The organism is Melaminivora jejuensis (assembly GCF_017811175.1).
Taxonomy (GTDB): Bacteria; Pseudomonadota; Gammaproteobacteria; order Burkholderiales; family Burkholderiaceae_C; genus Melaminivora; species Melaminivora jejuensis.
The window spans coordinates 672913-685993 of sequence record NZ_JACWIJ010000002.1 but is presented as its reverse complement, the minus strand read 5'-3'; the positions used below and the strand labels follow the sequence as shown (position 1 = coordinate 685993).

The following is a 13081-nucleotide window of genomic DNA, read 5'->3' as shown; positions in this document are numbered from 1 at the left end:
TCACCGGGTTGGCCCGCACAAGGCGTCACCCAGGCGACGCAGGCCGGCCAGCAGTGCGCGGGTATGCTCAGCCCCTTGCGCCGTCCGGCTGCTGCATCTTCTGCGCTGCATCTGGCCATTTTGCTCATCAGCCGCCGCCCTGCCTGCGCGCACCCTCGCACGGCCGCGCCAGCACTGCGCGCCCCTGCGGCTGGCGCTGCCCCGTCTGCACCGTCTGCCCCACTACCTGCTTTTCCCATGGTTTTGCTTGCCACTCCGATCATCGTGCTGCTCAGTCTGTGGCTGTGGTGGCCGGTGGGCGCTCTGGCGCGCCGCTGGCGGGTGCTGGCCACTCTCGTCACCGCCCTGGCCGGCGCTGCGCAGGCGCTGCTGCTGCAACTGCTGCAGACCGCCAGCCTGGACTACGCCACCATCGCCCGGCTGCAGGTGCCTGCCGGCTGGGCGCTGGCCACGCTGGGCCTGCTGCTGCCCTTTGCCCTGTTGCGCGACGCTGCCTGGCTGGCCGCCCGGCTGGCTGGCGCCCGAATCTGGATGGCGCGGCTGCACGGCGCCACCCTGACGCTGCTGGCCGTGCTGCTGACCGGCGCGGCCAGCGGCTTCGGCGTCTGGCAGGCGCTGCAGCCGCCCACGGTGCGCGAGCAGGCGCTGGAGCTGCCGCTGCTACCCGCCGCCCTGGACGGCCTGCGCGTGGCCGTGCTGGCCGACATCCACGCCAGCCCGGTCAACGGCGGCGCTTATGTGCAGGCCGTGGTCGAGCGCACCCTGGCAGCGCAGCCCGACCTAATCGTGCTGCCTGGCGACATGGTCGATGGCGATGTGGCCACCACCGGCCCACACATCGCCGCCCTGGCCCGATTGCGCGCGCCGCACGGCGTCTGGCTGGCACCGGGCAACCACGAGTACTACAGCGGCTACGACGCCTGGATGGCCGAGCTGCGCCGCCTGGGCCTGGCCGTGCTGCAGAACCAGACGCAGGTGCTGGACATCGGCGGCGCCCGGCTGGCGCTGTCGGGCATTGGCGACCCGGTGTATGGCCGCACGTCCGTCCACAACGCCGACCCCGCCGTGCCCGAGGGCGTGGCGCCGGACGTGGCCGCCGTCGCTGCCCAGGCTCGGGCGGCAGGGGCTGACTTCCACCTGCTGCTGGCGCACCAGCCGCGCTTTGCGCGGGACAATGCCGCGCACGGCGTAGGCCTGCAGATCTCCGGCCACACGCACGGCGGCCACATCCGCGGCATGGATCGCTGGGTGGTGGCGCCGTTCAACAACGGCTTCGTGCGCGGCAGCTACGCTGTGGGCGACATGCGACTGTTCGTGACCAATGGCGCCGGTCTGTGGGCCGGCTTTGCCGTGCGCCTGGGCGTGCCGCCGCATATCGACGTGCTGACGCTGCGCCGTGCTGCCCCAGCGCGCTGAGCATTGACTTTTTTGCAGCCCATGACCACTCCATCCGACCTGCACAGCCCCGCCAGCGAACGGCGCAACCTGGCCCTGCTGGTGGCCGCCCAGTCGCTGGGCGGCGCCTCGCCGCCCATCATCATCTCGCTGGGCGGGCTGGTCGGGCAGATGCTGTCGTCCACGCCCACGGCCTCGACCCTGCCGGTCAGCCTGTACCAGCTCGGCCTGGCACTGTCCACGCTGCCGGCGGCCTGGCTGATGCACCGCGCCGGGCGACGCCCGGCCTATGTGCTGGGAGCGATTTTGGGTGTGCTGTCCGGGCTGGTGGCGGCCTGGGGCATCGCGCGGGCGGACTTCGTACTGTTTTGCCTGGGCACGACGCTGGCTGGTTTCTACGGCGCCTGCGTGCAGAGCTACCGCTTCGCCGCTACCGACGCCGTGGGCGAGCCGGCGCGCCACGCCAACGCCATCTCGCGCGTCATGGTCGGCGGCCTGATTGCCGCCGTCATCGGCCCGCAGGTAGTCATCTGGACGCGCGACGCGCTGCCGGCCACGCCATTTGCCGGCAGTTTCTACAGCCAGGCAGCCCTGGCCTTGCTGGCGCTGCCGCTGCTGGCGCTGCTGCGTCTGCCGCCGGCCCCGCCGGTGGCGCACGGCGGCGGCGCGCGGCCCCTGGGCGAGATCGCCCGCACGCCGCAGTTCGTGGTGGCCGCGCTGGCCGGCGTGGTCAGCTATGGGCTGATGTCGTTCCTGATGACCGCCGCCCCGATGGCGATGGTGCGGCACGGGCATGGCGTGGGCGAGGCCGCCCTGGGTATCCAGTGGCATGTGCTGGCCATGTTCGCGCCCAGCTTCTTCACGGGCCGGCTGATCGCGCGCTTTGGCAAGCGCAGCATCACCGCGCTGGGCCTGGCGCTGATTGCCGCCTCGGGTGTGCTGGCGCTGGCCGGCCTGGGTCTGGTGGAGTTCTGGGGCGCGCTGATCCTGCTGGGGGTGGGCTGGAATTTCGGCTTCATCGGCGCCACCGCCCTGCTGACCGAGTGCTACCGCCCGTCCGAGCGCGCCAAGGTGCAGGCGCTCAATGATTTCCTGGTCTTCGGCACCGTGGCCGTGGCCTCGTTCGGCTCGGGCCAGTTGCTGCACACGGTGGGCTGGAATGGCATCAACGCCGGCATGTTGCCGCTGGTGGCGCTGGTGCTGGCGCTGCTGGCCTGGGGCGCGCTGCAACAGCGCCGGGCCAGCGTTCAATCATGACTGGTGATTATCTTTTTGATAGCTGCCATCGCTTGCCAGGCAAGGCTTTGAGGCCAAAAACACTCATATTTTGAGCTGTATTCGACCCTGAATTACCATCATCCCCACGCAGCCAGATACTGGCTGGCACAGGAGTTTTACGCCCATGCAATCTGCCGGCGCGCACTGGTTCGACGAGGCCTACTACCAACGCTACTACCTGGACAGGAAGACCAGCGTGGCCGACCCGCAGCACCTGGCACGGCTGGCGGCCTTCGTGTTCGGCTACCTGCACTATCTGCGCCTGCCGCTGGCGCGCGTGCTGGACATGGGCTGCGGCATCGGCCTGTGGCAGCCGCTGGTGGCGCAGCACCTGCCGGCAGCGCATTACCAGGGCGTGGAATTCAGCCAGTACCTGTGCGAGCGCCACGGCTGGCAGCAAGGCTCGGTGGTGGACTATGTGGCCGATGCGCCATTCGATTTCGTCATCTGCCAGGGCGTGCTGCCCTACCTGGCGCCGCGCGAACTGAAGGCCGCCATCGCCAATCTGGGCCGCCTGTGCGCCGGGGCGCTGTACCTGGAGGCTGTGGCGCGCGAGGACTACGAGGCCGGCACCATCGACGAGGAGCTCACCGATCCGCGCCTGCACCGCCACCGCGCCAGCCTGTACCGCCGGGCGCTGCAGCCGCACTTCATCAACCTGGGCGGCGGCCTGTGGCTGAGCCGGGGCGCCCAGGTGCCGCTGTTTGCGCTGGAGACGCTGGACGACTGAAGCTCCCTGCGCCTCGCCGCCCCCTGTTCAGCGGCGCACCTGCAGCGCGCCAGGGTTGACGATGTTGGTCGGCGTGCCCTTGATGAAATTGACCACGTTATCGAAGGCTGCGCCGAAGTACAGCTCGTAGCTGTCTTGCTCAACGTAGCCGATGTGCGGCGTACACACGCAGTTTTCCAGCCGCAGCAGGGCGTGGCCCTGCAAGATGGGCTCGACCTCGAAGACATCCACCGCCGCCATGCCGGGCCGGCCGCGGTTGAGCGCGGCGATCAGCGCATCGGGCGCCAGCAGCTCGGCGCGCGAGGTGTTCACGAACAGCGCCGAGGGCTTCATGGTGGACAAGTCCTCCAGCGTGATCAGCCCGCGTGTGTCCTCGCTCAGGCGCAGGTGTACCGACAGCACATCGCACTCGGCAAAGAACTCGCTGCGCGTGCGCGCCACCTGCAGGCCGTCGGCCAGCGCCTGGGCGCGCGAGGCCTCGCTGCCCCACACGCGCACGTTCATGCCAAACGCCCGGCCATAGCCGGCGACGATCTGGCCGACCCGGCCATAGCCCCAGATGCCCAGCGCCCGGCCACGCAGCACCGTGCCGATGCCGAAGTTGGCCGGCATGGAGGCCGCACGCAGGCCCGACTGCTGCCAGGCGCCGTGCTTGAGGTTGGCGATGTACTGCGGCAGCCGACGCATGGCGGCCATGATCAGCGCCCAGGTCAGCTCGGCTGGCGCCACGGGGGAGCTGACGCCCTCGGCCACGGCAACGCCGCGCTCGGTGCAGGCGGGGATGTCGATGTGGCTGCCCACGCGCCCGGTCTGGGCAATGAGCTTGAGGCGCGGCAGCTTGTCCACCAGCTGGCGCGTGATCTGGGTGCGGTCGCGGATCAGCACAATGATGTCGGCATCGCGCAGGCGCACCGACAGCTGGCCCAGGCCCTTGACGTTGTTGGTATAGACCTTGGCCGAGTAGCCATCGAGCCGCGCGGCGCAGTGCAGCTTGCGCACCGCGTCCTGGTAGTCGTCGAGGATGACGATGTTCATCGTTGTCAAAAATCCTTCTTGCGGCAGCCGGGCGGCGCGCCTGCACACCGCCAGTGCCTTGCTGGCAAAGGGTTATTGTCAGGGATGAGGGCTGAGTACCGCCCCGCACAGGGCTGGTGTCACGCTTGGTTGCCTTTGCCGGGCAGCGTGCAGCGCTTTGGTTTCCTACGCCGCCTCAGCCAACGGCCCTACGGCGGCGCGCCACAGCCGGTGCCATCGTCAAAGCCGATCGCGCCGACTGGCCACCGCCTGCAAATGCCATGGATTTCAAACACATCTTCGAGTTGGGAAAAAAGGCCGTCAGTGCCTGGTCGGACGACTTCGCGCCCAGCATGGGCGCGGCCATCTCGTACTACACCGTGTTCTCGCTGGCGCCGCTGCTGGTGATCGTGATCGCCATTGCCGGCGCGCTGTTCGGGCGCGATGCGGTGATGGGGCAGATCACCGGCCAGCTCACGGGCCTGATCGGGCGTGACGGCGCCAGCCTGGTGCAGGGCCTGGTCGCCAGTGCCAGCGACACCGAACGCGGCCTGGTCGCCGGCACCATCAGCGTGGCCGTGCTGCTGGCAGGCGCCACCACGGTCTTTGCCGAGCTGCAAAGCGCACTCGATCGCATCTGGCATGTGCCCGAGCGCGAAAAACCCCAGGGCCTGTGGGGGGTGCTGCGGGCGCGGCTGCTGTCGTTCGGCCTGATCCTGGGCCTGGCCTTCATGTTGATGGTATCGCTGGTGGCCAGCGCTGCGACATCAGCCCTGGGTGGCTGGGTCGGCGCCCTGCTGCCGGCTTCGGAGTTGTTGCTGCACGCTGTCAACGTGGCGATCTCGCTGCTGCTGAGCACGGTTTTGTTTGCCATGATCTTCAAGCTCATGCCCAGCACGCCGGTGGCCTGGCGCGACGTGCGCGTTGGCGCAGTGGCTACGGCCGTGCTGTTCGAGGTCGGCAAGGTGCTGATCGGCCTGTACATCGGCAAGAGTGGCATCACCGAATCCTTCCAGGCCGCAGGTTCGCTGGTGGTGCTGCTGGCCTGGGTCTATTACGCGGCGCAGATCTTTTTGCTGGGCGCGGAGTTCACCAAGGTCTATGCCGACGAGCATGGCTCGACCTCGGCAGCGCGGGCTGCAGAGGCCACGCGCGCGACGGCGGACGCCGGCAGGCCGCTGGAGGCCAGCGCGCACACCGCCCAGCCCACCAGCCCGGCCCCGGCCCCGGCCCCGGCCACGCCGCTGGCAGGACTGCAGGCCACGCAAAACATGACGGGCCAGCAGGCCCGCACGGCGGCGGCGCGAGTGCTCTACGAACTGGTTGCGATTGCCGGCCTGCACTTGGCGGCCAACTTGCTGGCACGGCGGCGCAAGGCCGAATTCAAAAAGGTGCAGCACCTCTCGCGCTAGCCGGCCCTGGGCCACAGCGCAAAGACCGAACAAAAAAGCCCGAGGGCATTGCTGCACTCGGGCTTTTGTCTTGGCGGAGACGAAGGGATTCGAACCCTTGATGAGGCTCTACACCCCATACTCCCTTAGCAGGGGAGCACCTTCGGCCACTCGGTCACGTCTCCAAAACCGCGATTATGCCCCATTTTCGGGGCTCGACAAGAAAACTCAGGCGACTGCCTGATCCAGCCCGAAAGCCTTGTGCAGCGCGCGCACGGCCAGCTCCACGTACTTGTCGTCGATGACCACCGAGGTCTTGATCTCGGAGGTGGAGATCATCTTGATGTTGATGTTCTCCTCGGCCAGCGCGCGGAACATGGTGCTGGCCACGCCGGCGTGGCTGCGCATCCCGATACCGACGATGCTCACCTTGGCGATCTTGTCGTCGCCCAGCACTTCTTCAGCGCCCAGCTGCGGGATCACCTTTTCCTTGAGCAGATCCAGCGTGCGCTGGTAGTCGCCACGATTGACGGTGAAGCTGAAGTCGGTGCGGCCTTCCTTGCCGACGTTCTGGATGATCACGTCCACATCGATGTTGGCCTGCGCCACCGCGCCCAGGATCTGGTGCGCGATGCCGGGCGTGTCGGGCACGCCGAGCACGGAGATCTTGGCCTCGTCGCGTGCGAACGCGATGCCGGATACGACGGCTTTTTCCATTTGTTCGTCTTCCTCGAAAGTGATCAATGTGCCGGACTTGGCTTCTTCGTTCAGGTCGATGTCCCAGGGCGTGAAGCTCGACAGCACGCGCATGGGCACCTTGTACTTGCCGGCGAACTCCACCGAGCGGATCTGCAGCACCTTGCTGCCCAGGCTGGCCATCTCCAGCATTTCCTCGAAGCTCAGCGAATTGAGACGCCGCGCCTCGGGCACCACGCGCGGATCAGTCGTGTAGACACCGTCCACGTCGGTGTAGATCAGCACTTCGGCGGCCTTCATGGCAGCGGCGATGGCCACGGCCGAGGTGTCCGAGCCGCCACGGCCCAGCGTGGTGATGTGGCCTTCGCCGTCGATGCCCTGGAAGCCCGTCACGATGACCACGCGGCCAGCGTCCAGGTCGGCGCGCACGCGCTGGTCGTCGATGGACTCGATGCGCGCCTTGGTGTAGCTGGAATCGGTGCGCACCGGCACCTGCCAGCCGGTGTAGCTGATGGCCGGCATACCCTCGGCCTGCAGAGCCAGCGCCAGCAGTGCAGACGAAGCCTGCTCGCCGGTGGCAGCCAGCATGTCCAGCTCGCGGTGGTAGGCGGTATTTTTGTTGGACGGGGCCAGTTCCTTGGCCAGGCCGAGCAGGCGGTTGGTTTCGCCGCTCATGGCGCTGGGCACCACCACCATCTGGTGGCCGGCCCGCGCCCACTTGGCCACGCGCTTGGCGACGTTGCGGATGCGCTCGGGCGAGCCCATCGACGTGCCGCCGTATTTATGAACGATCAGAGCCATGTTGGTGTGCTGTGACACGAAGCGCCTGCCCGATTGACTCGCGGCGCTGAAGGGGTGCTCGAAGGCTGTTTTGGCGCGCCGGCGCTCCGTGTGAGGGGTGGAGAAGACCAAAACCGGTCAATTGTAGCAATCGAGGCACGCCAGATTGGCGCCCGCGCGCACGACCCGGGCGGCGCCGACTTTGAGGTCGATGCCGTGCCCGCGTGTGCGGCAGGCAGCGATCAGCCTCTGCAGTTCGGCCAGTTGCGCGGCACTGGGCGTGGTGGCGTGGCAGCTTTTCAGCCAGTGGCGCAGCACGTTGGCCTGGCGCGCATGGCTGAGCGCGCGCAGCGCGGCGATGCGCGGCGGCGTGCCGATCTGCGCCAGATCGGCCTGGGCCAGCTCCAGCAGCAGTTCGCTGGCCTGCGCGGCGTGGGCGGCGCTGCGCGCCAGGGTGTCGCGAAAGTGCGGGAAGGTCTGCGCCAGCGCCGGCAGCAGGCGGGCGCGGATGCGGTTGCGCGTGTAGCGCTCGTCGCTGTTGGTCGGGTCTTCGATCCAGGTCTCGCCGCGCGTACGCAGCCACTGGCGCAGCTCGGCGCCGGCCACGCGCAGCAGGGGCCGGTGCCAGTGCAGGCTGCCGCGCTGCCAGTGCTGCGGCATGGCGGCCAGCCCGGCCACGCCGGCGCCGCGCGACAGGGCCAGCAAGATAGTCTCGACTTGGTCGTCCGCGTGTTGCGCTATCGCTATGCTTTGTATAGCTAGTCGCGCTTGACTGGCTTGGGCCAGGGCCGAAAAAGCTGCATATCTGGCCTGCCGCGCCGCATCTTCCGGGCTTTGGCCAGCAGCGGGCCGGGCATCGACATGGCGCACGGCCAGCGGCACGCCCAGGCGCGCGCACAGCGCCCGGCACTGGCGCTCAAAGTCATCTGCCGCCGCCTGCAGGCCGTGGTGTACGTGCAGCGCGCTGACCTGGCCCGGCCAACGCTCGGCGCAGGCGATCAGCAGTGCGCTGGAATCGGCCCCGCCGCTGAGCGCCACGCCCAGGGGCAGGCGCGGGGCGAAGGCGGCGATGGCAGCGGCAAAGCTCTGGGTCATGGGTTTGTTGGCGCGTATGCCGACACCAAGCACGACGGCCCCGCAGGGCCGTCACATGGTCGCTCAGCGGGGCAGACCGCCCGTCAGCGCTCAGCCTTGGTGTCGTTGAAGCGCCCGTAGCTTTGCAGCCGCTCGTAGCGCCGCTCCAGCAATTCCTTGGCCTTCAGATCGGTCACCTGGCGCCAGGCGTCGCCCAGGGCGCGCTTGAGCAGCGAGGCCATCTGCTTGTGGTCGCGGTGCGCGCCGCCGACTGGCTCGCTCACGATCTTGTCCACCAGGCCCAGGGCTTTGAGGCGATGCGCGGTGATGCCCATGGCCTCGGCGGCGTCCTGGGCGCGGTCGCTGGTCTTCCACAGGATGGAGGCGCAGCCCTCAGGACTGATGACCGAATAGACCGAGTACTGCAGCATGATGACCTGGTCGGCCACCGAAATGGCCAGCGCCCCGCCCGAGCCGCCCTCGCCGATCACCGTGGTGATGATGGGCACTTCGAGCTGCGCCATCTCATAGATGTTGCGGCCAATCGCCTCGGACTGGCCGCGCTCCTCGGCGTCGATGCCGGGGAAGGCGCCGGGCGTATCGACAAAGGTGAAGACCGGCAGCTTGAACTTTTCTGCCGTCTTCATCAGGCGCAGCGCCTTGCGGTAGCCCTCGGGACGGGTCATGCCGAAGTTGCGCGCGGCGCGCTCCTTGGTGCCGCGCCCCTTCTGGTGGCCCAGCACCATGCAGGCGTGGCCATTGAAGCGCGCCAGGCCGCCGACGATGGACTGGTCGTCGGCAAAGTGCCGGTCGCCGTGCAGCTCGATGAAGTCGGTGAAGATCTCGCGCACGTAGTCCAGCGTGTACGGGCGCTCGGGGTGGCGGGCGATTTTGGTGATCTGCCAGGGCGACAGATCGCTGTAAATGTCCTTGGTGAGCTGGTGGCTCTTCTTGCTGAGCTGCTCGATCTCCTCGGAGATGTCCACGGCGCTCTCGCTTTGCACGTAGCGCAGCTCGTCGATTTTTCCTTCGAGTTCCGCAATCGGTTGCTCGAAGTCCAGGAAGGTTTTCTTTGCCAAGATGCTTGCTCCTCGTCTGGCCCGTGGCTTGCCGGCTGTGCCAGCCGTGCCCGTTGCCGGGGGCACGTGGGGTCAGGAGTTCGTTGGGATCAGTCGCCGAGATCGGTTGCTGGATCAGTAGTTGACCGGCAGGGGATCCAGCGAGCGCCAAATATACCAAGTGGCCACGCTGCACCAAGGCCGCCAGGCCTGGGCCACTTCGCGCGCGTCGCTGCGGCTCACCGGCTCGCCGGAAAAATAATTCTGGCTGATGCCACGGATCAGGCCAACGTCGTCCAGCGGCAGCACATTGGGCCGCAGCAGGTGGAACATCAGGAACATCTCCGCCGTCCAGCGCCCGATGCCGCGAATCGCCACCAGCTCGCGGATGATGGCCTCGTCGTCCATGTCCTGCCAGCGCGCGGGTTCGAGCTTGCCGGCGTCGAAGTGCAGCGCCAGATCGACCAGGTACTCGACCTTGCGCGCCGACAGGCCGGCAGCGCGCATGTCGTCCACGCGCAGGCGCAGCACGTGGGCCGGCGTCATGGCCGGCGGCAGTGCAGCAAAACGATCCCATACGCTTTGCGCCGCCTTGACCGAGATCTGCTGGCCAACCACGCTGCGCGCCAACGTGGCGAAGGCGTCGCCGCGCGAGCTGAGCATGGCGTCGCCGTACTGCGGGATCAGGCGCTTCATGACGCGATCCTTGCGCGCCAGGTGCTTGCAGGCCTCCAGCCAATAGCCGGGCTGCCCCGGCAGGGTTGGCGGGACTTCTTTTTTGATAGCTGCCACCGCTTACTCCATAAGGGCTGGCAGCCGATTTGGCTGCAAAAACATGGCTGCACCCATCACTGCACCGCCTCCCAGGTGGTGCCGCCAGCGCTGTCCTTGAGCACGATGCCGCGCGCCAGCAATTCGGCGCGGATGCGGTCGGCTTCGGCAAAATTCTTCGCTGCCTTGGCGGCGGCGCGCTCGGCGATCTGCTGCTCGATGGCAGCGGCGTCCAGCCCCGCGCCGGCCTGCAAGAAGGCCTGCGGATCGCCCTGCAGCAGGCCCAGCTGGCCGCCCAGGGCCTTGAGCAGGCCGGCGACCTCGGGCGACTTGCTGCGGTTGACTTCGCTGGCTAGCTCGAACAGCACGGCCACGGCCTCGGGCGTGCCGAAGTCCTCGTCCATGGCAGCCTTGAAGCGCGCGGCGTGCGGCGTGCGCCAGTCGATCGCCACCGGCGCCGGCGCCACCAGGCTGAGCGCCGTGTACAGCCGCCTGAGGGCGGCGCGCGCATCGTCCAGGTGTACGTCGCTGTAGTTCAGCGGGCTGCGGTAGTGGCTGCGCACCACGAAAAAGCGCACCACTTCCGCCTCGTACTGCTGCAGCACGTCGCGGATGGTGAAGAAGTTGCCCAGGGACTTGGACATCTTCTCGTTGTCCACATTGATGAAGCCGTTGTGCATCCAGACCTGGGCAAAGGGCTGGCCCGTGGCGCCCTCGCTCTGGGCGATCTCGTTTTCGTGGTGCGGGAAGGCCAGATCGGCGCCGCCGCCGTGGATGTCGAAGCTCTCACCCAGCAGTGCGCAGCCCATGGCCGAGCATTCGATGTGCCAACCCGGGCGGCCTGCACCCCAGGGACTGGGCCATTTGACCTCGTCCGGTTCGCCCTCCTTGGCGCTCTTCCACAGCACGAAGTCCAGCGGGTCGTGCTTGCCCTCGCCCACGGCCACGCGCTCGCCGGCGTTGAGCTCGTCCAGCGTCTTGCCCGACAGCCGGCCATAGCCGGGAAAGCGGCGCACGGCGAAGTTCACGTCGCCGCCCTCTGCCTGGTAGGCCAGGCCCTTGCCTTGCAGCAGGCCGATCATGTCCAGCATCTGCGGCACGTAGTCGGTGGCACGCGGCTCGTGCGTGGGCCGCTCTATGCCCAGCGCGTCGGCGTCCTGGTGCAGGGCGTCGATCATGCGGTCGGTGAGGCTGCGCACGCTCTCGCCGCCCTCCAGCGCGCGGCGGATGATCTTGTCGTCGATGTCGGTGATGTTGCGCACGTAGGTCACGGCATAGCCCGAGGCGCGCAGCCAGCGCTGCACCACGTCGAAGGCGATCATGGAGCGCGCATGTCCCAGGTGGCACAGGTCATAGACGGTCATGCCGCAGACATACATGCGGACATGGCCGGGGTCAGGGGGGAAAAATCCACGAGCGCACGCGACAGCGTGTTGTAGATACGCAAGCTCATGCAGCAAAGAGTGAGAGAGGAGTGCGGGATCGGATGGCCCGGGAGGCGGGCGGCCGGCGAGGGGTGCAAGCGAGAGGCCCTGGGGCAGGCCGGACATACCCATCGCTACAATCGCCGGCAGTATAAGCCTGCCCCCCGCAACCTGCGGCGCGCCCTGTCTTCTCCCACCTCCCCCGTGCCCGCCCCCTCCTCGGCCCCCTCCGCATGACGCCTGCCTGCCGCCCTGCCTCCCCATTTCTGCGCCGGCTGGCCCTGGCAGCCCTGCTGCTGGCCGGCGGCGCCCAGGCCCAGCAGCCTGCGCCGACGACCTACAGCGACGTGCAGCAGCTGCTCAAGGCTGGCAAAAGTGAGCAGGCGCTGGAGCAGCTTGAGCAGCGCCTGGCCGCCAACGGACGCGATCCGCAACTGCACTTCCTGCGCGCCTTGGCCCTGACCGAGCTGGAGCGCCCGGACGAGGCCATTGCCGCCCTGGTCGATCTGACCGAAACCTACCCCGAGCTGCCCGAGCCCTACAACAACCTGGCCGTGCTGTATGCCGCACGCGGCGAACTGGACAAGGCGCGCGATGCGCTGGAGCAGGCCGTACGCGCCCGCCCCGACTACGCTGTGGCCCAGGAAAATCTGGGCGACATCTATGTGCGCCTGGCTGCCCGGGCCTACCAGCGCGCCAGCGAGCTGCCGGGCGCCGCCCGCACCACCGCGCCCAAGCTCCAGGCTGTGCGCCAGGTGCTGGCCCCCGCAGCCGGGCAGTGACCCTCAGCCGGCACCCAGGCAGCCGGCGCTGCGGCCCTGTCCGCACCCTTGCTCGCCCGACTTTCCACAGAAGCCTTTGCCCATGATTGCCATGAATTTCAGAAGAAAAACGCTGTTTTCCCTTACTGGGCTTGCGTTGACAGCTATGTTCTCAGTAGCAACAGCAAACGCCCAGAGCGCCGAACCCAAGGTCAGGCTGACTACCTCCCTGGGCGCCATCGTGCTGCAGCTCGATGCAGCACGCGCGCCGCAGACGGTGGCCAACTTCCTGCAATACGCCAAGGACGGCCACTACGACGGCACCATCTTCCACCGCGTGATCGACGGCTTCATGATCCAGGGCGGCGGCTTCACGCCCGAGATGCAGCAAAAACCCACCCGCGCGCCCATCAAGCTCGAAGCCGCCAATGGTCTGAAGAACGACAGGTACACCGTGGCCATGGCGCGCACCGGCAACCCTGATTCGGCCACCGCGCAGTTCTTCATCAACGTGGCCGACAACGCCATGCTCAACGCCCCCAACCCGGATGGCCACGGCTACGCTGTATTTGGCCGCGTGGTCGAGGGCAAGGACGTGGTGGACAAGATCCGCGCCGTGGCCACTGGCAACCGCGGAATGCACCAGAACGTCCCGACCACGCCCGTGGTCATCGAGTCGGCCAAAGTGGTCGATGCCAAGTAACCCTCC

11 protein-coding genes, 1 tRNA gene and 1 pseudogene are annotated in these 13081 nt (G+C 67.9%); 6 read left to right on the top strand and 7 right to left on the bottom strand.

The window, feature by feature from the left end:
* The first annotated feature begins 237 nt into the window (after positions 1-237).
* The 3 genes from IDM45_RS03545 (at position 238) to IDM45_RS03535 (ending at position 3403) form a co-directional block, all read left to right on the top strand.
* Positions 238-1416: a metallophosphoesterase gene (locus tag IDM45_RS03545; RefSeq protein ID WP_209421642.1), complete on the top strand. Its 1179-nt coding sequence runs from the start codon at positions 238-240 to the stop codon at positions 1414-1416.
* 21 nt (positions 1417-1437) lie between these two features.
* Positions 1438-2652: an MFS transporter gene (locus IDM45_RS03540; RefSeq protein ID WP_209421641.1), complete on the top strand. Its 1215-nt coding sequence runs from the start codon at positions 1438-1440 to the stop codon at positions 2650-2652.
* 145 nt (positions 2653-2797) lie between these two features.
* Positions 2798-3403 carry a class I SAM-dependent methyltransferase gene (locus IDM45_RS03535; protein WP_209421638.1) on the top strand — a complete coding sequence of 202 codons (606 nt, stop codon included), beginning with the start codon at positions 2798-2800 and terminating at the stop codon, positions 3401-3403.
* Positions 3404-3430: 27 nt separating this feature from the next.
* Here IDM45_RS03535 and IDM45_RS03530 read toward each other — a convergent pair whose 3' ends face one another.
* Positions 3431-4438 carry a D-2-hydroxyacid dehydrogenase family protein gene (locus IDM45_RS03530; protein ID WP_209421636.1) on the bottom strand — a complete coding sequence of 336 codons (1008 nt, stop codon included), beginning with the start codon at positions 4436-4438 and terminating at the stop codon, positions 3431-3433.
* A gap of 260 nt (positions 4439-4698) precedes the next feature.
* Here IDM45_RS03530 and IDM45_RS03525 point away from each other — a divergent pair, with 260 nt between their 5' ends.
* Positions 4699-5829 (top strand): YihY/virulence factor BrkB family protein, encoded by a 1131-nt coding sequence (locus tag IDM45_RS03525; RefSeq protein WP_209421635.1) that lies wholly within the window; start codon positions 4699-4701, stop codon positions 5827-5829.
* A 71-nt stretch (positions 5830-5900) separates the two neighbouring features.
* Here the strand turns inward: IDM45_RS03525 and IDM45_RS03520 are convergent.
* The 6 genes and pseudogenes from IDM45_RS03520 to cysS all read right to left on the bottom strand — a co-directional run bounded on the left by IDM45_RS03520 (position 5901) and on the right by cysS (position 11640).
* Positions 5901-5993: transfer RNA gene (locus IDM45_RS03520), tRNA-Ser, on the bottom strand.
* Between the two features lie 43 nt (positions 5994-6036).
* Positions 6037-7305, bottom strand: coding sequence for an aspartate kinase (locus IDM45_RS03515; RefSeq protein WP_209421633.1), 1269 nt, complete (start codon positions 7303-7305; stop codon positions 6037-6039).
* A 117-nt stretch (positions 7306-7422) separates the two neighbouring features.
* Positions 7423-8379, bottom strand: coding sequence for a tRNA lysidine(34) synthetase TilS (gene tilS / locus IDM45_RS03510; protein WP_209421631.1), 957 nt, complete (start codon positions 8377-8379; stop codon positions 7423-7425).
* An 83-nt stretch (positions 8380-8462) separates the two neighbouring features.
* Positions 8463-9437: an acetyl-CoA carboxylase carboxyltransferase subunit alpha gene (locus IDM45_RS03505; RefSeq protein ID WP_209421630.1), complete on the bottom strand. Its 975-nt coding sequence runs from the start codon at positions 9435-9437 to the stop codon at positions 8463-8465.
* 114 nt (positions 9438-9551) lie between these two features.
* A complete protein-coding gene (locus IDM45_RS03500; protein ID WP_408631645.1) occupies positions 9552-10208 on the bottom strand; it encodes a DNA-3-methyladenine glycosylase family protein in 657 nt (218 codons plus the stop codon).
* 56 nt (positions 10209-10264) lie between these two features.
* A pseudogene (gene cysS / locus IDM45_RS03495) lies at positions 10265-11640 on the bottom strand (cysteine--tRNA ligase).
* Positions 11641-11844: 204 nt separating this feature from the next.
* Between cysS and IDM45_RS03490 the strand changes: the two are divergent.
* Both IDM45_RS03490 and IDM45_RS03485 read left to right on the top strand, forming a co-directional pair.
* Positions 11845-12393, top strand: a complete 549-nt coding sequence (locus tag IDM45_RS03490; RefSeq protein WP_209421628.1) for a tetratricopeptide repeat protein — start codon at positions 11845-11847, stop codon at positions 12391-12393.
* Between the two features lie 145 nt (positions 12394-12538).
* Positions 12539-13075: a peptidylprolyl isomerase gene (locus IDM45_RS03485; RefSeq protein ID WP_232653485.1), complete on the top strand. Its 537-nt coding sequence runs from the start codon at positions 12539-12541 to the stop codon at positions 13073-13075.
* Positions 13076-13081: the final 6 nt, after the last annotated feature.